This window comes from Paracoccus haematequi (genome assembly GCF_900631945.1).
Classification (GTDB): domain Bacteria; phylum Pseudomonadota; class Alphaproteobacteria; order Rhodobacterales; family Rhodobacteraceae; genus Paracoccus; species Paracoccus haematequi_A.
Genome location: NZ_UZWE01000045.1, coordinates 15,842 through 37,119, shown reverse-complemented (window position 1 = coordinate 37,119; position 21,278 = coordinate 15,842). Strand labels below are relative to the sequence as shown.

The 21,278-nt window shown below is 67.0% G+C and carries 17 protein-coding genes, 1 tRNA gene and 1 pseudogene; 8 read left to right on the top strand and 11 right to left on the bottom strand.

Going from position 1 to position 21,278, the window contains the following annotated elements; genetic code table 11:
- From derI to PARHAE_RS15460, 3 genes are read right to left on the bottom strand one after another with little or no spacing between them, the layout of a single operon-like run.
- Complete coding sequence (derI, locus tag PARHAE_RS15470; RefSeq protein ID WP_126155473.1) at positions 1–462, bottom strand: D-erythrulose-4-phosphate isomerase; 462 nt, start codon at positions 460–462, stop codon at positions 1–3.
- On the bottom strand, positions 459–1,226 hold the full coding sequence (locus PARHAE_RS15465; protein ID WP_126155472.1) for a triose-phosphate isomerase: 768 nt from the start codon (positions 1,224–1,226) through the stop codon (positions 459–461). Before PARHAE_RS15465 ends, derI begins: the two co-directional genes overlap by 4 nt.
- Before the next feature lie 13 nt (positions 1,227–1,239).
- A complete protein-coding gene (locus PARHAE_RS15460; RefSeq protein ID WP_126155471.1) occupies positions 1,240–2,004 on the bottom strand; it encodes a DeoR/GlpR family DNA-binding transcription regulator in 765 nt (254 codons plus the stop codon).
- Positions 2,005–2,147: 143 nt separating this feature from the next.
- Between PARHAE_RS15460 and tkt the strand changes: the two genes are divergently transcribed.
- Positions 2,148–4,178 carry a transketolase gene (gene tkt / locus PARHAE_RS15455; protein ID WP_126155470.1) on the top strand — a complete coding sequence of 677 codons (2,031 nt, stop codon included), beginning with the start codon at positions 2,148–2,150 and terminating at the stop codon, positions 4,176–4,178.
- A gap of 149 nt (positions 4,179–4,327) precedes the next feature.
- Here tkt and PARHAE_RS15450 read toward each other — a convergent pair whose 3' ends face one another.
- From PARHAE_RS15450 to PARHAE_RS15430, 5 genes are read right to left on the bottom strand one after another with little or no spacing between them, the layout of a single operon-like run.
- Positions 4,328–5,269, bottom strand: a complete 942-nt coding sequence (locus tag PARHAE_RS15450; RefSeq protein ID WP_126155469.1) for a sugar-binding transcriptional regulator — start codon at positions 5,267–5,269, stop codon at positions 4,328–4,330.
- Positions 5,269–6,414, bottom strand: coding sequence for an iron-containing alcohol dehydrogenase (locus PARHAE_RS15445; protein ID WP_126155468.1), 1,146 nt, complete (start codon positions 6,412–6,414; stop codon positions 5,269–5,271). The genes PARHAE_RS15450 and PARHAE_RS15445 overlap by 1 nt, the downstream gene beginning before the upstream one ends.
- On the bottom strand, positions 6,414–7,346 hold the full coding sequence (locus PARHAE_RS15440) for a sugar phosphate isomerase/epimerase family protein (protein WP_126155467.1): 933 nt from the start codon (positions 7,344–7,346) through the stop codon (positions 6,414–6,416). Before PARHAE_RS15440 ends, PARHAE_RS15445 begins: the two co-directional genes overlap by 1 nt.
- Positions 7,347–7,351: 5 nt before the next feature.
- The gene (locus tag PARHAE_RS15435) at positions 7,352–8,881 is read right to left on the bottom strand and encodes a glycerol-3-phosphate dehydrogenase (RefSeq protein ID WP_126155466.1); all 1,530 of its coding nucleotides are present in this window, start codon (positions 8,879–8,881) and stop codon (positions 7,352–7,354) included.
- A gap of 1 nt (position 8,882) precedes the next feature.
- Positions 8,883–10,445, bottom strand: a complete 1,563-nt coding sequence (locus tag PARHAE_RS15430; protein ID WP_126155465.1) for an FGGY-family carbohydrate kinase — start codon at positions 10,443–10,445, stop codon at positions 8,883–8,885.
- Positions 10,446–10,813: 368 nt separating this feature from the next.
- On the opposite strand from PARHAE_RS15430, the gene PARHAE_RS15425 reads away from it, so the two are divergent.
- The 4 genes from PARHAE_RS15425 (at position 10,814) to PARHAE_RS15410 (ending at position 15,092) form a co-directional block, all read left to right on the top strand.
- Entirely contained in the window at positions 10,814–11,473 is a 660-nt protein-coding gene (locus PARHAE_RS15425) for a DUF2291 family protein (RefSeq protein WP_126155464.1), read from the top strand.
- A complete protein-coding gene (locus tag PARHAE_RS15420; protein ID WP_126155463.1) occupies positions 11,470–13,002 on the top strand; it encodes a sugar ABC transporter ATP-binding protein in 1,533 nt (510 codons plus the stop codon). Before PARHAE_RS15425 ends, PARHAE_RS15420 begins: the two co-directional genes overlap by 4 nt.
- 25 nt (positions 13,003–13,027) lie before the next feature.
- Positions 13,028–14,056 (top strand): ABC transporter permease, encoded by a 1,029-nt coding sequence (locus PARHAE_RS15415; protein WP_126155462.1) that lies wholly within the window; start codon positions 13,028–13,030, stop codon positions 14,054–14,056.
- Positions 14,057–14,144: 88 nt separating this feature from the next.
- Entirely contained in the window at positions 14,145–15,092 is a 948-nt protein-coding gene (locus PARHAE_RS15410; protein ID WP_126155461.1) for a D-ribose ABC transporter substrate-binding protein, read from the top strand.
- A 180-nt stretch (positions 15,093–15,272) separates the two neighbouring features.
- Here PARHAE_RS15410 and trxB read toward each other — a convergent pair whose 3' ends face one another.
- On the bottom strand, positions 15,273–16,295 hold the full coding sequence (gene trxB, locus PARHAE_RS15405; protein WP_241232845.1) for a thioredoxin-disulfide reductase: 1,023 nt from the start codon (positions 16,293–16,295) through the stop codon (positions 15,273–15,275).
- Positions 16,296–16,413: 118 nt separating this feature from the next.
- Between trxB and PARHAE_RS15400 the strand changes: the two genes are divergently transcribed.
- Complete coding sequence (locus tag PARHAE_RS15400) at positions 16,414–16,914, top strand: Lrp/AsnC family transcriptional regulator (protein WP_126155460.1); 501 nt, start codon at positions 16,414–16,416, stop codon at positions 16,912–16,914.
- A gap of 126 nt (positions 16,915–17,040) precedes the next feature.
- Here the strand turns inward: PARHAE_RS15400 and PARHAE_RS15395 are convergent.
- Positions 17,041–17,504, bottom strand: a pseudogene (locus PARHAE_RS15395) (IS5 family transposase); the annotation flags it as partial.
- 104 nt (positions 17,505–17,608) lie between these two features.
- Between PARHAE_RS15395 and PARHAE_RS15390 the strand changes: the two are divergent.
- Positions 17,609–17,935 carry a hypothetical protein gene (locus PARHAE_RS15390; protein WP_126155459.1) on the top strand — a complete coding sequence of 109 codons (327 nt, stop codon included), beginning with the start codon at positions 17,609–17,611 and terminating at the stop codon, positions 17,933–17,935.
- 1 nt (position 17,936) lies between these two features.
- Complete coding sequence (locus tag PARHAE_RS15385; protein WP_126155458.1) at positions 17,937–20,693, top strand: right-handed parallel beta-helix repeat-containing protein; 2,757 nt, start codon at positions 17,937–17,939, stop codon at positions 20,691–20,693.
- A gap of 503 nt (positions 20,694–21,196) precedes the next feature.
- Here the strand turns inward: PARHAE_RS15385 and PARHAE_RS15380 are convergent.
- A tRNA-Gln gene (locus PARHAE_RS15380) sits at positions 21,197–21,271 on the bottom strand.
- Between the last annotated feature and the right edge of the window lie 7 nt (positions 21,272–21,278).

The window sequence follows — 21,278 nt, the reverse complement described above, 5'->3', positions numbered from 1 at the left end:
TTACGCCTTGTTGTACTTGGCATCGACCGCGTTGATGGCATCGACATTGCTTGCCGACTTGCCCGCCTTGTCGAAGTTTTCCGTTTCCGCCAGCCAGGCGTCGGCGATGGCCTTGGCCAGTTCCGGGCCGATCACGCGCGCGCCCATGGTGATGATCTGGGCGTCGTTCGACAAGGCCGCGCGGGTGGCGGAATAGGTGTCGTGGGTCAGCGCGGCGCGGATGCCCGGCACCTTGTTGGCCGCGATGCAGACGCCGATGCCGGTGCCGCAGACCAGGATGGCGCGGTCATAGGTGCCGTCGATCACCTGCGACGCCACCCGGTCGGACAGGGAGGCGTAGAAGGCGTCGGGGCCTTCGTCGGTGCGGCTGATTTCCGCGACCTGATGCTTGTCTTTCAGGTGGTCGGCCAGGATCTTGGCCAGACCCTCGCCCGCGCTGTCGCCTGCGATCGCCAGTTTCATTTGGTTTCTCCGATGGTTGCGGCGCAGCGCGCCAGGATGTCGAGATAGCCTTCCACGGTCCAGGCCGACCGGCCGATGAACAGCCCGTCGATATGCGGGCATTGGATCAGTTCTTCGCAGTTCCCCGGATTGACCGAGCCGCCGTAAAGGCAGGGCACCTTGCGGCCCAGCACGTTCTGCGCGACCGCGATGATTTCCGCCTGCCGCGCGTCGGCATAGTCCGAGGTCGCGGGGATGCCGTTCACGCCGATGGCCCAGACGGGTTCATAGGCCAGCAGGATCGTCGCATCGCTGCCCGCCACGCGGGACAGCGCGGCGCGCACCTGGCTTTCCAGCACGTCCTGGGCGCGGCCTTCCTCGCGTTCGGCCAGGGTCTCGCCGATGCAGATCAGCGGGATCAGCCCGTGGCGGACGGCGGCCTCGGTTTTCAGGCCCACGGTCTCGTCCGTCTCGCCGAAATGCTCGCGGCGTTCGCTGTGGCCCAGTTCCACGATGTCGAGGTTGCAGTCGCGCAGCATCACCGGAGAAATCTCGCCCGTCCAGGCGCCCTCGTCGGCCCAGTGCATGTTCTGCGCGCCGACCTTGACCGAGGTATCCGCCAGCCAGTCCTTGACCTGCCGCACGGCGGTGAAGGGCGGGATCACGAAACGCTGGATGCGCGGGTCGCGGTCCCGGTCCGCCGCCGCCAGCCCCTCGGCAAAGACGCGCGCCTGATCCAGCGTCTTGTTCATCTTCCAGCTTGTGCCGATCCAGAAATCGCTCATGTCAGCCCCCCGTTCAATCTCGTGCGATGGTCAGCCGCAGCCCGGCGCGGTCGATCGCGGCGCGATCGTCCGGCGCGGGGGCGGCATCGGTGATGATGGCGTCGAAATCGGTCAGATCCGCCAGCGCGTGCAGGGCGGACCGGCCGAAGCGGGTATGGTTGACCAGCAGCACGGACCTGTCGGCGGCGGCGATCATGGCGCGCTTGGCCCGGACCGCCGCGTCGTCCATGTGGAAGGCCCGCAGCCCCGCCACCGCAGGGGTGGAAATGAAGGCCAGGTCGGCGCGCAGCCGCGCCAGCGCATCCTCGGTCACCACCCCGAAGAAGCCGTTGAACTTGGCGCTATAGGCGCCACCAAGCGCGATCAGGGTAACGCGCGGGGCATCCTTCAGCCGGTCGATCACGGCGGCGTTGTTGGTGATGACGGTCAGCGGCGCCTTGTCGACCAAGTTGGCCCCCAGCAGCGCGGCCATGGATCCGTCGTTGACCATCACCGTCATGCCGGGTTCCACCAGATCCAGCGCGGCGCGGGCCATGCGGGCCTTGGCGTCGCTGTCCTGCAAGGCGCGGATGCGGAAGTCGGATTCGAACTGCGTGCCTGCCTCGATGGTCGCGCCGCCACGCACCTTGCGCAGCAGGCCCGCCTGCTCCAGGTCGTCCAGGTCGCGGTGGATGGTCATGCGGGACACGGCGAAACGGTCGGCCAGATCGTCCAGATCGACAGCCCGCGCCCCGACCAGCAGATCCATGATCGCCTGCCTGCGTTCCTCGCGCTTCACCTGATCCTCCTGGGTTGGGGGCTTTGTAACACTTGTTGCGAAAATCGCAACATGGTTTTTGTGACATTGTGACGGTAGTTTGTGATTATTGTTGTGGTGGCGGGCCGTCCGGGGTATTCAGCCTCAAACCGTCGGAGGACCACATGCCCCTAGATTCGCCCAAAGACCCCAAGATCGCCGCCAAGGCCGATCTGGACCCGCAGAACTTCGCGCTGGCCAACTGCATCCGCGCGCTGTCCATCGACGCGGTGAACGCGGCGAATTCGGGCCATCCCGGCGCGCCGATGGGCATGGCGGACGCGGCCACCGTGCTGTTCCGCAACCACCTGAAATTCGACGCCAAGAACCCCGACTGGCCGGACCGCGACCGCTTCGTGCTGTCGAACGGCCATGCCTCGATGCTGCTCTACAGCCTGCTGCACCTGACGGGGTACGAGGACATGACGCTGGAGCAGGTGAAGAACTTCCGCCAGTGGGGATCGATCACGGCGGGCCATCCCGAATACGGCCATGCCAAGGGGATCGAGACGACGACCGGCCCGCTGGGCCAGGGCATCGCCACCGCCGTCGGCATGGCGCTGGCGGAACGCCGCCTTGCCGCCGAATTCGGCGACGATCTGGTCGATCATCACACCTATGTCTTCACCGGCGACGGCTGCCTGCAAGAGGGCATCGGGCAAGAGGCGATCAGCCTGGCGGGCCATCTGGGCCTGGGCAAGCTGATCGTGCTGTATGACGACAACTCGATCACCATCGACGGGCCGACCTCGATCAGCTTCTCCGAGGACGTGCCCGCCCGGTTCGAGGCCTGCGGCTGGCATGTGCAATCCTGCGACGGCCATGACGGCAAGGCCCTGGATGCCGCGATTGCGGCGGCCAAGGCCGAGACCGGCAAGCCCTCGCTGATCGCCATGAAGACGGTGATCGGCTTCGGCTCGCCCAACAAGGCCGGCAGCTATGCGGTCCACGGATCGCCGCTGGGCCGCGACGAGGCCGCGCTGACCCGCGAGGCGATCGGCTGGCCTCATGATCCCTTCGTGATCCCGGACGATCTGCTGTCGGAATGGCGCCGGATCGGCACGCGCGGCGCCGCCGACCGCGAGGCCTGGGAAGCGCGACTGAAAGATCGCAGCGCCGATGTCCGTGCCGAGTTCGAACGCCGCCTGTCGGGCACCCTGCCCGAGGCCTACGATTCGGCCCTGAAGGCCGCGCGCGATGCCCTGTTCGCGGATCCCAAGAAGGCCGCGACCCGCAAGGCCAGCCAGATGGCGCTGGAACCCCTGACCGCCGCCCTGCCCGAGATGATCGGCGGTTCCGCCGACCTGACCGGATCGAACCTGACCCGCGTCAAGGCCGTGGACAGCCAGTACACGCGCGAGGCGCCGGGGCGTTACATCGGCTATGGCGTGCGCGAATTCGGCATGGCGGCGGCCATGAACGGCATCAACCTGCATGGCGGATTCATTGCCTATGGCGGGACGTTCCTGGTGTTTTCGGACTATGCCCGCAACGCGATCCGCCTGGCGGCGCTGATGGGCGTGGGCACGATCTTCGTGATGACCCATGACAGCATCGGGTTGGGCGAGGACGGCCCGACCCACCAGCCGATCGAGCATCTGGCATCGCTGCGCGCCATCCCCAACCTGACGGTGCTGCGCCCGGCGGATACGGTCGAGACGCTGGAAGCCTGGGACATCGCCATCCGCAACCGCCATGTGCCGTCGCTGCTGGCGCTGTCGCGCCAGGACGTGCCGCAACTGCGGCTGGAGGCGGGCGACGAAAACCTGACCGCCAAGGGCGCCTATGTGATCCGCCAGTTCGGAGAGGGCCGCGACGTGACCCTGATCGCGACCGGGACCGAGGTGCAGCTTGCGGTGCAGGCGGGCGAGGCGCTGCACGCCCAGGGGCTGAACGTTGCCGTGGTGTCGATGCCATCCTGGGAACTGTTCGACGCCCAGCCCGAGGCCTATCGCAAGGCCACCTTGGGCGACGCGCCGCGCATCGCGGTCGAGGCCGCAGGCAAGTTCGGCTGGACCCGCTATGTCGCATCCGAGGATGACGTGATCGGCATGACCGGCTTTGGCGCATCCGCCCCCATCGACCGGCTGTATCAGGAATTCGGGATCACCACGGACGCCATCGTCGCGCGGGCCAAGGCCTTGACGGAGAAATGAACCGGCGACCCGAGTCGTGAAGGACGGCCCGCCTTGCGCGGGCCGTTTTCGTTGCGCCCAAGGCGGGGGGCTGTCTGCCCCCCGGTTGCGGCAAGGCCGCAACGCCCCCCGAGGGTATTTTTTCAAAGAAGAAGGAGAGGGCGCGCGGGTCAGCCGACCAGGGCTTCCGCTGTCGCCTCGTCCGTGATCAGCCCGCGCAGCCGTCCGCTGCGCAGCGCGGCGCGGATCGCCTGAACCTTGTCGGCGCCGCCCGCGATCACAACGGTGCGGCTGTCTTCGGGTCCGTCCAGCGAAGCCGACAGCGTGCGCGCCGACAGCATGGTTTCCAGCACCCGCCCGTCGGCATCGAAGAAATGGCCCATCATCTCGCCCACGCCGCCGCCCGCGCGGATTTCGTCGATCTCTCGCGGCTCGATCATGCCCGAGGCGACAAGCTGCGCGCCGGGATCAACGGTGCCCATGCCCACGACCTTCAGCCCGGCGCCATTCGCCAGATCGAAGATTTCGGCCACGCCCGGCTGGGCCAGCAGCACCGCGCGGTCGGATTCGGAATTGGCGAAGAAGGGCACCGGCAGGACATAGGCCTGCGCGCCGGTCTTTTCGGCCAGCCGGTGCATCACGTCATGACGGTTGGCCGAATAATGCCGCGTCAGCCCGCCCAGCAGCGACACGAAATGCGTCCCGTTGGCATCGAAGCGCGGCAGTTGTTCCACTGCCGCCGCCAGGGTGCGGCCGTGGCCCAGGCCGATGACGCGATGTTCGCCGCTTTCGATCTGGCGGCGCAGGAAGCTGGCCCCGGCCAAGCCCAGGGCGCGGAAGGGCGCCCCGTCCTCGCCCAGATCGGGCGCGACCTCGCAGAATTCGAGGCCGTATTGCTGGCACAGGCGGTCCTCCAGCAGGGCGCATTCGACGATCTCGCCATCGACGCTGACCTTCACGACGCCGTCCGCCACCGCGCGGGCGATCAGGCGATGGGCCTTGACGCCGGTCACGCCCAGCCGCTTGGCGACCGCCGCTTGGGTCAGCCCGCCCGCGTAATGCAGCCAGGCCGCGCGGATCGCCAGGCTTTGTTCAGGATCGCCGCGCGCCATCAGCCCGCATCCTCCATGATCCGGCGCAGGTCGCCGGGGGTGAGGACCGCGGGATTGGCCTTCATCGAAGAGGAGGTCGCGGCGGCTTCGGCGGCTGCCGCCTGCGCCTCGGGGCCGATGCCCAAGGCAGACAGGGCGGGCAGTCCCGCGCGGTGGGACCAGTCGGCCAAGGCGCGGGCGGCCTCGGGGACGGAGGCGAAGGGGGTGCCGAAGGCTGCGCCGATCCAGCGGGCGACCTGATCCAGCCGGTCGACGGCGGCAGGGTCGGTCGCGGCGCGGCGGTTGGCCATCAGCACGGGCGGCAGCAGCGCCCCGCAGATCGCCCCATGCGGCGCGCCGGTCAACCCGCCCAGCGGCCCGGCCAGGCCGTGAACCGCGCCAAGGCCCGCATTGGCTAGGGCCAATCCGCCCGCCAGCGACACCCAGGCCATGTCGTCGCGGGCATGCGCATCCTCGGCCTCCATCAGCCGCCGCAGCGCCGCCAGCCCGCGCGGGATCGCGTCGCGGCAGATCGCATCGGTCAGGGGGTTGGCGCGGGTGCAGGTGAACGGCTCGATCACCTGGGTGATGGCGTCCAGCCCCGAGGCCAGCGTCACCGCGCGGGGACAGCCTTCGGTCAGAACGGGGTCGACGATGGCCAGGCGCGGCAGCATCCGGGCGTCGCGCAGGCTGACCTTGCGGCGGTGTTCCGGCACGCCGATCACGGCGTTGCGCGTGACCTCGGCCCCGGTGCCTGCCGTGGTGGGGATGGCGACAAAGGGCAAGGGCGGGTGGTCCAGCGGCAGGCCCTGGCCCACGACCTCCAGATGATCCAGCATGGGGCGGGTGGCGGGGATCAGCGCGGCGACGGCCTTGCCCGTGTCGATCGCCGCGCCGCCGCCAAGCGCCACAACCACCTGCGCGCCCCGCCCCGCCGCGATGCCGTCGCCGATCAGATCCATGTCCGGTTCGCGCGGCACGGCGAATCGGGCGACACGGCATCCCTGCCCCGCCAGAGCCTCGGCCAGCCATGCGGCGCGCGCGCCGTCGCGGCCATGGACCAGCAGCACCTGCCGTCCCATCGCCGCGATGCGCGGGGCGGCATGATCCGCCTGCCCCCTGCCGAACAGGATCTGGGTGGCGGTGGCGAAGGCAAAGGGCTGCATCACACCCTCAGATCCCCGGCGCCGCTGTCGATATGCGGCGCCCAGAAACCCACGCTTTCGGCGATCTGGGCGATCACCTGGCGGTCGTTCGGTTCGCGTTCCTTGAAGGACAGCTCCAGGCAGATTTCGTTGTTCACGGCGCCGCCTTCGGCCAGGGCCGCCAGCAGCGGTTCGGGCTGGACCCGGCCCCTGGCGTTGTATTCGGCGGTGAAGGGGCGGTGGCCCGATTTGTCCATCATCGACTGCTTGATGTGGATGATGGGCGAGACGCGCGGCACCGCCCGCGCCCAGGCATAGGGGTCGGTGTCGTCGGGGTTGGGGCTGGTCACGTCGCCATGGTCGATATCGGCCATCATCCACATCGGCACGGCCATTTCTGCCGCCGTCAGCCGGTCCTGCAAGTCCATGCAGGCGGCGATGGTTTCGCCGAATTCCCGCCCGATGCTCATCGGTTCCCAGAAGACATAGGACAGCCCGGCGGACTTGGCGTGGTCCGCGACCTCGGCCCAGCAATCGATGGCGGTCTGGATCAGCGATTCGCGCCGCGCGGGGTCGTCGTAATCGCGATAGGTGAAGATCGCGAACTGCGTCCCCACGCTGCTGCCGCCCAGGTCGCCGATGATGTCGGCGAAGGTCTTGAACCAGTCCACATAGTATCGCCGCACGTCGCGGTCGGGATGGCCGAAATGGTTCAGCCGCCCGTAAGGCCCGGTCATGCCGCTGGTCACGCGGACGCCGGTCCGGTCCAGGGCCGCGCCCATCCGGCGGGTCAGGCGGCGGATCACCGGGGCGGGCCAGGACGGGTTGATGAACTCATGCGTCAGTTGCAGATCGCGGATGCGCAGGTCGCGCGCCACGGTGTCGATCAGGTCGTCCGGGTCGGCGAAGCGGTTGACCAGCGGGTTGGTGTTCAGCGAAAGCGTCAGGGACATGGCGGTCACGCGGCCCGGTTCAGGTCGGCCGCCAGGCCGGATCCGGCGAACCAGTCGGCAAAGGCGTCGCGTTCGGCCTGCGTCAGGTGCAGGTAATGCTTGGTGCGCCGCAGCAGGATGTCGTCGGCCGTCTGCGCCCATTCCTTCGCGACCAGATAGCGGACCTCGGCCTCGTACAGGGTGCCGCCGAAGTGACGGCCCAGCCCGTCGAGGCTCATCGCGCCCGCGATCACGTCCTTGGTCCGCGCGCCATAAAGGCGGGCGTAGTGCAGCACCAGCGGGCGCGGCATCCAGGGGTTCAGCTCTCGCTGCAATTCCACGAAGGATTCGAAATCGGCATTGGCGATCTCTCCGCCCGGCAAGGGCGCTTCGCCCGTCCAGTCCGGACCCATCCTGGGGAAGATGCCGCGCAGGCGGTGCATCCCGCGTTCGGCCAGTTCGCGGAAGGTGGTGATCTTGCCGCCGAAGATGTTCAGCAGCGGCGCGCCGCCCGTCTGGTCCAGGTCGAAGACGTAATCCCGCGTGACGGCCGAGGGGTTGCCCTTGCCGTCGTCGAACAGCGGCCGCACGCCCGAGAAGGAATGCAGCACATCCTCGCGCCGCAGCTTTTCCTTGAAATAGCGGTTCACGGCGGCCAGCAGATAGGCGATCTCGTCCTCGCCCGCCGCCACGTCCTCGGCCCGGCCCTCATAGGCCACGTCGGTGGTGCCGATCAGCGCCAGGTCGCCTTCATAGGGGTTGATGAAGATCACCCGCTTGTCGTGGTTCTGGACCAGATAGGCGTTCGCCCCCGCCCACCATTTCGGCACGATGATATGGCTGCCCTTGACCAGCCGGACGTTGCGGCTGGAATTGGACCCGGCGACGTTGTTGATCACGTCGCTGACCCACGGCCCCGCGCAGTTCACGACGCAGCGGGCGCGGAAGCTGCGGATCTCTCCGGTCGCCTCGTGGCGGGTCTGGACGGTCCAGGCGCCGTTTTCGCGGCGGGCCGAGATGCAGGGGGTGCGGGTCAGGACGGTCGCGCCCTTTTCCGCAGCGCCGAGGGCGTTCAGGATCACCAGGCGGGAATCGTCCACCCAGCAGTCGCTGTATTCGAATCCCTTGTGATACTGGTTCAGCAGCGGCGCGCCCTCGGGGTCGCGGCGCAAATCCAGCGTGCGGGTGCCGGGCAGCTTCTTGCGCCCGCCCAGGTTGTCATAGAGAAACAGCCCCAGCCGGACCAGCCAGGCGGGACGGTCCTGCGGCGAATGCGGCAGCACGAAGCGCATCGGCCAGATGATGTGCGGCGCGGCGGCCATCAGCACCTCGCGTTCGATCAGCGCCTCGCGGACCAGGCGGAATTCGTAATATTCCAGATAGCGCAGCCCCCCGTGGACCAGCTTGCCCGACCGGGACGAGGTGCCCTGCGCCAGGTCGTCCTTTTCGCACAGCACGACCTTCAGGCCCCGGCCCGCCGCATCGCGCGCGATGCCCGCGCCGTTGATGCCGCCGCCGATGACGAACAGGTCGATCATGTCGGTGTCATGGCTCATCTCAGTGTCCTTTCAGGGATCGGGCCGCGGCCAGCGCGTCCCAGGCGGGCGGCAAGGCCCGGCGCGACGCGGTGAAGGCAGGAAACAGCGCATCATAGGCGGCGACAAGGGCGGGATCGGGGGTTTCGGGTTCCCCCAGCAGCGGCGTGACCCATTCGGCGATGCAGGCGTCCATGTCGGGATAGGCGCCGATGGCGACGGCAGCCATCATCGCGGCACCCGCGGCGCCGGCCTCGTCGCGGTCCGACACGCGAACGGGCGCGTTCAGGCTGGCCGACAGGATCCCGCGCAACCCGCGAGACCGCGCCGCGCCGCCGGTCAGGCGCAGTTCGGACGGCAGCGGACCCATGGCGGCATAGCAGTCGCGCATGGCCATGCCCAACCCCTCGGCCACGGCGCGGATCAGGTCGGGATAGCGGTGGCCCGCCGACAGGCCGACAAACCCGGCGCGGGCATCGGCATTGACGAACGGCCCGCGTTCCCCGGCCTCCGAGATATAAGGGTGATAGACGATCTGGCCGGGGCGGGCCTGCGCCAGCCAGCCCTCGATATGGGCGACCAGATCGCGATGGGTGACGGCATGGCCCATGTCCGACAGCAGCCCCGCCGCCAGCCCCAGCACCCAGTCCAGGTTCAGCGTCGCCGCCATGTTGGTCTGCACCTGCGTGACCATTCCGGGGATCGGCAGGCAGATCACATAGCCGGTGCCCTGGTCGTTCAGATGCACGTTCTCGGCGCGGACGGCGCGCAGATGGACGCCGGTGGATCCCACGGTCGAACAGGCCACGTCGCCCGCCGCGCCGCCATAGACGCCCGCGCCAAGCGCCGTCATCACCATGTCCACATAGCCAAGGCTGACCGGAGTTCCCGCCAGCAGCCCGGTCTGGCGCGCGGCGTCAGGCGTCAGCGGATGGGTGACCTGGCTGCCGTCGATGATCGGCGGCAGCAGGTTGCGGCGGTGGGTCAGGCCAAGCGCGGCGATCACCGAATCGTCATACTGGCGGGTGCGAAAATTGCCGAAGGTGAAGCTGGCCTCGGACGGATCGGTGGCGCGCACGCCCGTCAGGTTCAGATACAGCCAGTCCTTGCAGTGCAGCGCGACCTCGGCCCGGTCCAGCAGGTCGGTCCGGGCATCCATATGCGCCATCTGCGCGCCCTGCTGGCAGGTGTTCAGCCCCGTGCCCGTGGCCTCGAACCGAGCGCGATCGGCGGGTCCGCCCGCCAGCCGCGCCACCGTCGGGGCGGCGCGCGCGTCCAGCCACAACCAGGCATCGGACACCGGCCCGCCCTTGCCCACCAGCCACGTCCCGTCGCCCTGCGCCGTCACCGACAGCGCCGCCGTGCGGCCCGCCAGCCCGTCCACCTTGGCGCCCAACCCGCGCAGGGCGGCGGCACAATCGTCCCAGGTCTGGGACAGCGACTGCGTGGCCGATCCGTCCATCCCCGAATGATAGCGGTTCGGCACCGAGGCCGCCGCGATCTGCCGACCCGCCAGGTCGAAGGCCACCGCCTTGATGACCGAGGTTCCGGCATCGACGCCGATCAGGATGTCACGACCGGCCATGGACAAAGCCCCTGCCAGCCGGGCCGAATGCGTCGGCGTTCATTCCAATTCCTCCTGCGCAGGTCCATCGCAGGACCACGCCCCGTCCGAAATCCATACACGAAAGGACAGGGATCGGGAATGCATTTTTTTGCAGACACAGAAATTATTTTCAGTTAGGGTGCGCATCAGGGCAAGGGCATCATGAGGAGGCGCCGCTGCCCGGCCTGTCCGTCGCGGTCCCGGAATCGCAGGCAGCGCCGCAGGGAAAGCAGGGGGAGAATCGGACATGCAGCACTCGATCCGTGAATGCCCGGCGCCGCGCCGGGGTTCCGCGCGGCCCCGGTTCCGCGCCCGCTGATCCGCATCTTTGGCCGAAGGGATCATCCATGACGCAGACCATCACCTCTTCCGCGCCCAAGGCCCCCGCATCCTCGCGGCGCGGCCTGCTGATCGGCATTGCGGCCGCCGTTCTGCTGGCCGGCGGCATCGCGCTTGATACCACCGTGGTCCATATCGGATCCGAATCGGACGTGCGGGCGCAGTCCTTTTCCGCCGATACCTACGGCCAGACCGAGTTTCCCCGCATCCAGGCCTTCGTGACGGAAAAGGCGGTGGACGCCGCGACGCTGGCGCCCGAGGTTCTGGCCGACAAGGACGCGGCCGCCGCGAAATACGGCACCGCCTCGTCCACCGGGGCGATCCTGTTCGTGACCCTGACCGGCGTCGCGGGCGAGCCTCGATCGGGCGTCTATCCGGTGGCGGTCGAGGGCGTCCCCCAGGACATCACGGTCCGCGTCCAGACCGGCCCGGCGATCAACGGCACCGACCTGCGCGACGCGCCGGGCGATATCGCCTTCGGCAATTTCAAGAACCAGATCGAATACCAGGACGCCGGATCGGGCATCAACCGCGCCATGAAGGCCGCCGTTCTGGACGGGATCGACACGGCGAACCTGACCGGCAAGACCGTGACCGTCACCGGCGCCTTCCGCCTGATCAACCCCAAGAACTGGATGATCACCCCGGTGGAGCTGTCGGTCCAATGAGCGCGCAGACCCAAGGCGCCCCCGACGCGGCCGAGGTCGTGCTGGCCGCCCGCAACGTCGCCAAGTCATACGGCAACGTCCACGCGCTGAAGGGCGTGAACTTCGACATCCATCGCGGCCAGGTGACGACTCTGTTCGGAGAAAACGGCGCGGGCAAGTCCACGCTGATGAAGATCCTGTCGGGCGTGATCCGGCCCACCAGCGGCCAGATCATCCTGGACGGCCAGCCGGTCAGCTTTGCCAGCGCCAACGAGGCGCGCGACCGGGGCATTTCCATCATCCACCAGGAACTGTCCCTGGCCCCGAACCTGTCGGTGCGCGACAACATCTTCATGGGCCGCGAGATCCGTGGTCCCCTGGGCGTCGATTTCGCCGAGGAGGAGCGCCAGGTCCGCCTGCTGATGGAGGAACTGGAGGAGGAGATCGACCCCCTCACCCCCGTCGAGGAACTGCGCCTGGGCCAGCAGCAGATCGTGGAAATCGCCCGCGCCCTGTCGGTGGACAGCCGCATCCTCATCATGGACGAACCCACAAGCGCGCTTTCGGCCAGTGAGGTCGAGGTGTTGTTCAAGGTGATCCGCGACCTGACCGCCAAGGGGGTCAGCATCGTCTATATCTCGCACCACCTGGAAGAGGCGCTGACCATCACCGACCACGCCGTGGTGCTGCGCGACGGCACCATGACCGCCTATGCGCCGCGCGCCGAAATCGACCTGGACTGGATCGTGCGCAACATGGTGGGCGAGAATTACGACCTGGGCAGCCCGCCCGACAGCGCCAGGCGGGGCATCGCCCTGTCGATCCGGGGCCTGTCGGTGCCGGACGCGACCGGCAAGGATCTGGTCCGCGACCTGTCGCTGGACGTGCGCGCCGGGGAAATCGTCTGCATCTATGGGTTGATGGGCGCCGGGCGCACCGAGCTGCTGGAAACCTGCGCCGGACGGCTGCGCGCCAGCGCCGGAGAGATCGTGCTGGAGGGCCAGGAGATCAGCCACCTGTCCATCGCCGAACGCATCGCCCGCGGCCTGGCCCTGGTGCCCGAGGACCGGCAGCGCGACGGGTTGGTCCAGACGATGAGCGTCGGCCAGAACCTGTCGCTGGCATCCATCCGCGACTTCACGCGCGGGCTGTTCACCAGCAGGCGGGCGGAACGCAAACTGATCGAGGACAGCATCCGCAGCGTCACCGTCAAGACGGCGGGCGGGGCTGCGCCCATCGGGTCGCTGTCGGGGGGCAACCAGCAGAAGGTGGTGATCGGCAAGATGCTGGCCACGAAACCCCGCGTGATCCTGCTGGACGAACCCTCGCGCGGCATCGACATCGGCGCCAAGGCCGAGGTCTTCCGCCTGCTGGCCGAGGGCGCGCGCCAGGGGCTTGCGGTGATCTATTCCACCTCCGAGGTCGGCGAATGCCTGTCCGTCGCCCATCGGATCGTGGTCATGCACAAGGGCCGGATCTCGGCCGAATTCGATTCCACCGTCACCAAGGAAAAGATCATGGCCGCCTCGGGCGAGTCCGTGGCTGCCTGACGGATCATGTGAGGGAGGAAACCTGATGTCCGCCACGACCGCCGCAAAATCCGACGGCTTCAGCCTGGGCCGCCTGCTGCTGGAAGGCCGCGCCTTCTTCGCGCTGATCGCCATCATCGCGGTGTTTTCGTTCCTGTCGCCGAACTATTTCACGGTCAGCAATTTCCTGATCATGTCCTCGCAGGTCGCCATCTATGGCATCCTGTCCATCGGGATGCTGCTGGTGATCCTGAACGGCGGCATCGACCTGTCGGTCGGATCCATCCTGGCGCTGTGCGGCGTCGTGGCGGGCGCGATGATGCAGGGCGTCACGCTGGAATGGGCCGGGGTGATCCTTTACCCGCCGGTCTGGGCCGTGGTGGTGCTGACCGTTGCCGTGGGCGCACTGGTCGGCGCGCTGAACGGGGTGCTGGTCGCCTTCTTCAAGGTGCCGCCCTTCGTGGCCACCCTGGGCGTCATGTATGTGGCGCGCGGCGTCGCGCTGCTGATGACGAACGGGCTGACCTACAACAATCTGCGGGGATCCGAGGCGCTCGGCAACACCGGCTTCAACTGGCTGGGCTTCAACCGGCTGTGGGGCATCCCCATCAGCGTGATCGTGCTGGCGGTGGTGGCGATCCTGGCCGGGCTGATGCTGTCGCGGTCGGCCTTCGGGCGGTGGCTTTACGCCTCGGGCGGGAACGAACGCGCGGCGGAACTGTCGGGCGTGCCGGTGCGGCTGGTCAAGATCACCGTCTATACCGTCTCGGGCGCGCTGGCGGCGGTGGCGGGGCTGGTGCTGGCCTCGCAGCTGACCTCGGCCGGGCCGACGGCGGGCACCACCTACGAGCTGACCGCCATCGCGGCGGTGGTGATCGGCGGCGCGGCCCTGACCGGCGGGCGCGGCGGGGTGCGCGGCACCATGCTGGGGGCCTTCGTGATCGGCTTCCTGTCGGCGGGCCTGGTGATCATCGGCGTCAGTTCATACTGGCAGACGGTGTTCACCGGCGCGGTGATCGTGCTGGCGGTGCTGATGAACTCGATCCAGTACGGGCGCGGCGGACGCAAGTCCTGACGACCATTCCTTTCCGTCCGGGCCGGGGGGCCTGGGCGGCCCATCCCTGCTTCAAGGCAGTCAACCAACCCAAAGGGAGAGAGAAACCATGTTCAAACTGACCCGCCGCGCGCTGCTTGCCGCCGCCGCCTCGCTGCCGCTGATGGCTGCCGCGGCCCAGGCCGAGGGGCTGATCACCATCATCGTCAACGACCCCGCGAACCCCTACTGGTTCACCGAGGGCGAGGTCGCCAAGAAGACCGCCGAGGAGCTGGGCTATACCGCCAACGTCGCCGCCCACCGGGGCGACACCAATACCGAAAGCACCCTGGTCGACACCGCGATCACCAACAAGTCGGTGGCGCTGATCATGGATCCGGCCAATGCCGACGGGTCGGTGGGCGCGGTGCAGAAGGCCGTCGACGCGGGCATCCCGGTGATCCTGATCAATGCCGAGATCAACCAGGAAGGCCTGGCCAAGGCGCAGCTGGTGTCGAACAACGCCCAGGGCGCGGCCCTTGGCGCGCAGGCCTGGGTCGAGGCGGTGGGTGATGCCGGCAACTATGTCGAACTGTTCGGCGCGCCGTCCGACAACAACGCCCAGACCCGCTCGAACGGGTTCGAGACCGTGCTGACCCAGTATCCCGATCTGGTGAAAGTCGGGCGAGAGGTCGCCAACTGGGACCGCACTCAGGGCTATCAGAAGATGCAGTCGCTGCTGCAAGCCAATCCCGACATCATCGGCGTGATCTCGGGCAACGATGAAATGGCGCTCGGCGCGATCGCCGCGCTGAAAGAAGCGGGCAAGCTGGAGCAGGTGAAGGTCGGCGGCTTCGACGGATCTCCCGACGCGGTCGAGGCGGTGAAGGCCGGAGAGATGCAGTATACCGTGCTGCAACCCGTCGCGGTCTTCGCCGAGGAAGCCGTGCGCCAGGCCGACAACTTCATCAAGACCGGCTCGACCGGCGTGGACACCGAAAAGCAGCTGTTCGACTGCGTGCTGGTGAATGCCGACAACGTGGACCAGATCACGGCGCCGTTCACGTTGACGCAGTAAAGCGCATTCCGCGCATGACAGGAAGAGCCGGGGCAACGACCCCGGCTTTTTTGTGTCTGGCACAACGGGACCAGAGGTCCGGCAGGCGAATGTCCAGTGGACATTCGCCCGGAAGACGAAGGCAAGAAGGGGGTGCCACCAAGCCGAACAGTCGTGATCCGGCCAGTCGATAGGCCCCGCCTACCCCGCGACCGCTTCGGGCAGTTCCCCATGCGCCGGATCGGGTTCGCCCGCCGCGTCGTGTTCGGCCAGCCAATGTTCGGCATCAAGCGCCGCCATGCAGCCCATGCCCGCGCTTGTCACCGCCTGGCGATAGATGTGGTCGGTCAGGTCGCCCGCCGCGAAGACGCCGGGGATCGAGGTGCGGGTGCTGCCCGGTTCCACCTTCACATAGCCGCCGTTGTGCAGCTCCAACTGATCGCGCACCAGGTCGCTGGCGGGCGCATGGCCGATGGCCACGAAGATGCCGTCCGCCGGAACCGTGCGCGTGCTGCCGTCCTTGGTCGAGGTCAGGACCACGCCCGTCACGCCCAGCGGCGTATCCACCCCCTGAACCTCGGTCAGTTCGTGGTCCCAGATCACCTCGACCTTGGGGTTCTTGAACAGGCGCTGTTGCAGGATCTTCTCGGCCCGCAGGCTGTCGCGGCGGTGGACCAGCGTCACCTTGCTGGCGAACTTGGTCAGGAACAGCGCTTCTTCCACGGCGGTGTTGCCGCCGCCGATCACCAGCACCTCGCGGTTGCGATAGAAGAAGCCGTCGCAGGTCGCGCAGGCGGACACGCCGAAGCCCTTGAACTTCTCCTCGGACGGCAGGCCCAGCCAGCGGGCCTGCGCGCCGGTCGCCAGGATCACCGCATCCGCCGTGACCACCCGGCCGCTGTCGCAGGTGGCGACGAAGGGCCGCCGTCCAAGGTCCAGCGAGGTCACCATGTCCACGACGATCTCGGCGCCCATGGCACGGGCGTGTTCCTCCATCTTGACCATCAGCTCGGGCCCTTGGATCTCGGTCTCGCCGGGCCAGTTCTCGACCTCGGTGGTGATGGTCAGCTGGCCGCCGGGCTGCATCCCCTGGATCAGCATCGGCTTCAGCATGGCCCGCGCGGCATAGACGGCGGCGGTATAGCCCGCCGGGCCAGAGCCGATGATCAGAAGTTTCACATGCGTCGTGTCGGTCATCTTGCGTCCCATCCGGTGTTTGTGCATGAGGTAGTCCTTCCCATCCGACTCTGCAACGCAGGACGCGCCCGGAAAGAATGTTGCGCGCGCGATGCCCGCATTGTAGTTTCCGGCAACGCCAAGAACCCGATCAAGAAAGAACAGCATGGCCGGCGCGAAACTGGACGACATCGACCGCAAGATCCTGGCCGAATTGCAGGCCGACGGCCGAATGACCAATGTCGAGCTTGCCCGCCGTGTCGGCATCTCGGCCCCGCCCTGCCTGCGCCGGGTCCGCGCGCTGGAGGAGACGGGCTTCATCCGCGGATACCACGCCGACATCGACGCGCGCGAACTGGGGTTCGAAGTGCAGGTCTTCGCCATGGTCCGCCTTGCCAGCCAGTCCGAACGCGACCTGTCGGCCTTCGAGGCGCTTGTGCAGAACTGGCCGCTGGTCCGCGAATGCCACATGCTGAACGGAGAGATCGACTTCATCCTGAAATGCGTCTCGCCGGATCTATCGACCTTCCAGCGGTTCCTGACGCAATCGCTGACGGCGGCGCCAAACGTCGCCAGCGTCAAGACCTCGCTGGTGATCCGGGCGGCGAAGGATCAGCCGGGGGTACCCTTCGAGGTGGTCGAGGAACGGGTAAGGGAGGCGGGGTGAGAACGTGCGTGCAAGCACGCGCCCTAAGCCTGCTAATATTAATTTAGCCATTTGATTTTTTTTAATTTATGATGGCTTTGTTGCGCTATTGGGATGAGGTCGGAAGTGTCCCTTTCCCGTCTATCGTCAGCGCATGCGGACGGTCTCGGGCGTGCCGAGTGATGTATAGCGGTTCATGAATGCGATGCGGATCCGAACCTCCGCATCCTGCCTGTCGAAGTCTCTGGCCATGATGCGCTCGCCCATAGGCTTGAGGCATCTCATCTTGGCCTCGACGCGACTTCGTCGGTGATATCCGGACCCTTTCTTCCCGTTGGCCCGCCCGAACCGCTTGCAGGCACGTAGCGCTTCGTTTCGCGCCTGCAGGCCGGGATCGTGGCCCTTCCAGACCCTGGCATTCCGTCGCGGCGGTATGATGGCATCGGCCCCTCGGGCCGCGATGGCGGTGTGACATCCTTGGTGTCATAGATGCCGTCGGCGGTAACGCTGCCGATCCGCTCTTGTAGCGGGACCTGCGCCAGCAGGTCCGGCAGAACGGGCGCATCTCCGATGCGGTTGCCCGTCATCTCCACCGCGCGACCTTCAAGGGTGCAAGCAATTCCTTCTAAAGTCGATTCTGGACCGTTTTTCTGACGCAAACGGACCGTTTATCTGACGCGCTACACTTGCTGCCGAAATCCTCGCCCTCAAGGGTATGGCGCGGCAGACGCTGATTCCGAATCTTCGAGTCACGATGATTGTCGGGACGCCGGTATCGCTCCAGGCGGCAACACAAGCTGGGGATCTGTGCGTCATGGCTATGGTTTCGACCCCGACTGCCGAGAATGGGATTGTCGACGCGGCGGCTGGCGTGACGGAGGTTGTCGACCGACGCCTTGACGCAAAACCAGGCCACGCTCCATGGCAACTCTGGATCGGCATCGCCACCGACGCGACCGGATCGGCCACGCGCACTCTGTCCGCCACCCCCAATGTCAGCGGCAATGCCGGCCGCCTCGCAGCCGTCTATCGGAGGACTTAACATGGCTCGCTACATCCATTTCCCCCACGCTTCGGGAGAGACCGTCACGGCCGCCCTGGGCGACGATCCGGCCGTCACGGTCACTGACTATGCCGTGGTGCCCGAGGTGGTCTCGTATATGGCCTATGGCAACCGCCTCAACGTCCTGGAGGGCGCCCTGACCGGCGTATCGGCCGGACGGGCGGTGTCCCGGTCGGATGGTCGGACATCCCTTGCGCTGCACGGGATCCTCGATGCCCAGACCCTCAGCGCCGATCTGCCCGACAGCCGCCGCGCCGAGATCGCCGTCAGCGCCGCCGCCGCCCGTCGCGGCCACCCCTCGGGCGAGCATTACTGGCTGCCCGTGGATACCAGCGGCCGGTTCGTCTGCGAGCCGGGTCGGCGCCACCGGAAATGGTATCTGTCGCGGTCCTCGGCCGCGCTGACACGCGCGCAGATCGCGGCCGATGCGGGCGTCTCCGAGGCGACCGTCACCGGCGCCTGGCTGCTGACCCGGCCGCAATACGGCGGCACCGCCGCCACCGCGATCCATTTTGATCTGTTCAGTGCTATCCGGTCCGATCTGGCCGGCGCGGGCAAGCCCAGCCGGTCGGACCATTGGCGTCTGGAACGGGGCTATGATTACGTCACCGGCTATAATCAAAGCAACTACAAATGGGACGGCTTCTGCGGCGAGGACGAGTTGCATCCCATGCTGATCGGCGCCTTCGGCACGGGCGCGGACCCGGTTATCTTCATGTGGAGCAACTTCCTCATGCTGCCCTATTGCGTCATCCAGGACGTGCAAACCCTGCGAGACGCCAATATGGCCCCAAACGATACCGTGCAGACCTGGTATGGCTACTGCCTTGCTTTCGACCATGTGGACATCGGCCGGGTACTCGATCTGCAGAAGACGTTTTTTGCCACGGTGCGAGAAACCACTATCTTGAAACCGTGGCATGACAAGCCGAAGGCGGAAAAGATTTCCGCGGACGGCAAATGGATAGCCAATGGTCACCACCTGACGGGCATCTACACAGCCTATACTGAAAACATCCTGGTCGATTCCTGCCTGATCGACCATGCCGGATGGGCCGAGGGATACGACTACAACGGCAGCGCCGCCATGCCGATGCCGATGTCCAAATATTCGCACGCGCTGTATTTCGCCGCCGATACCTTCAATATCACGATCCGCAACAACCTGCTGTCGCGGTCGTCTTCCTGCGGGGTGCAGATGCGGTCCGGCCTGCAACTCGAAGGCAACCTGCTGGTCGACAACAACCTGGGCGCCGCGGTCAACAGTACCGGCGGCGTCGGCCAGTTCAACAACGTGATCGACAACGTGATCTATTCGGCGGGCTACAAGCGTGTCGCCTACGAGGAAGGCGCGCTTGACTGGGGCTTTGACGTGAACGGCCCGCTGTCCTCGATGGTGGGCAATGTCATCGCCCATGGCAAGAACCCCGACGATCCGGCCGAGGCCCACAAGGCCGTGAACTGGAACGACGGCGTGTCCACCAGCGCCAAGATGACGGACGACACGCAGGTCTGGAAATGGGGCGCGGCCAGCCGCAATGTGGGCGGGCTGGCCCCCGCGACCCTGGACGAGACGACGATCTGGCGCCGCGCCGGTGAAAGGCTGGGCAAGCAGTGGGCCAGCGTCGCGGAATACGTCGCCCATGTCGCCGCGGCCCCCAGTATCGGCGACATCGTGCGCGAGGACATCCGCTGGACCAAGAGCCGCTTTGGCTCTCCGATCCCCGCCCGCACGGCGCCTGCGGATCTTGTGTTCTACCCCGATCCGCGCACCGATGGCTTCCGCTGGGACAATCGCCGCAACTGGTCGTCGAAAGACCTGCCCGGCACCCATGTCGCGGACAGCGCCGACCTGGACGGCCATTTTGTGCGGTTCGGGACGGTCAATGCCAGCGTCGCGGCCCTGGCCCTGGGCGGGGGCGTCCTGGAGATGACCTCGGGACGGCTGGATGTAGGGACGATCACCGATGCGGGCACGATCCTCACCCGTCTGGCGGGCCAAATCTGGATCGGCGGCGCCGCGCAGCCGCTGTCGGCCGAGGTGGTCAGCGGGCGCCTGGCGCTGACCGGCGCGGCCGCCGACCTGGACCTGGTGGCCAGGGGGGGACAGGTGCTGCTGGGACCGGATTGCACAGCCCGATCGCTGATCATCGACGGGCTGCGCCCGCAGGTGGGCTGGGACGGGACCAGCGCCGCGGCACTGGCCGTGGCGGGGCGGCTGGAGTTCAAGCGGGGCCTCGTGGTCACGGCGGAAAGCGGGATGGAGAAGATCCGTTATATTTACGCCCATGTCGGCAAGACGGTCACTGGGTCCGTCAGCGGCTTCACCGCCCGGATCGCCGGGGTGGAACGCATCCATGACCGCGGCGGCAACTACAGGATCTGGCTGTCTGATGTCGTCGGCACCCCCCAGGCGGGCGAGACCTTCACCGTCGCCCCCAGGCGAGAGGCCAACGGCACCGATACGCCGACCGTGGTCACGATCGCGACCGTGGGCGCATCCGGCATCGCCCCGCTGCAACGCTTCCGCTCGGGCGCCATCGGCACCGGGCTGGTCGAGCCGACCGTAACCGCCACGCTCACCCTGGCCGCCGCCGCGCAGATCGTCCTGCCCACCGGCCTGCCCGCCGGCACCCACGACCTGACCGGGCCGGGCGTCGCCGTCGTCAACAACGGCGCAACCCTGCCCGCAGGCGTCGCCCTGACCGGCGGAAAGCTCGTGATGACCGTCAGCTGAAAAGACGGCGCTTAAGCTATGCGCCCAGCGCAAACCGTTGCGGCCCTTCAGTTCCGATAGGGCCGCATCCACTCAATGGCGATAAAGCCTACTAAGTGATTGATTTTTAGTAACATGCAAATGCACCTCCAAAGCCTCGCAAAATTTGCATGTTGGCTCGCTCTCGCAACCACAGCCCTTCGGCTCGATCCGGCGTTTAGTCGCGTGTAAACAGTGGTTTACTCGACTGTTACGGCCTGTCTAACGCAACTCACGGCCCGCCCGCCCTAACTGCCCTCGCACCGATTCCGACCTAACATGCAAATGCGGCTCTCTAAGTCGCCCAGAGATTGGCCGCTCTAAGCCTCTGATATTCAATAGTTCCCGGTTAATATTAGCTGTTCCCAGATATGCCGGGGCCTTCCCTCAGATCACCGGGATTCTGTCGCGTTACAGGAGGACATGAGTCCTTTTGACTGCCTCGCGGCCTCTTCAGGTAAAGTTTTCAAGAACTTGGATGATGTTGGCTGGGGCGGTAGGATTCGAACCTACGGTACACGGTACCAAAAACCGATGCCTTACCACTTGGCCACGCCCCAACTGTGG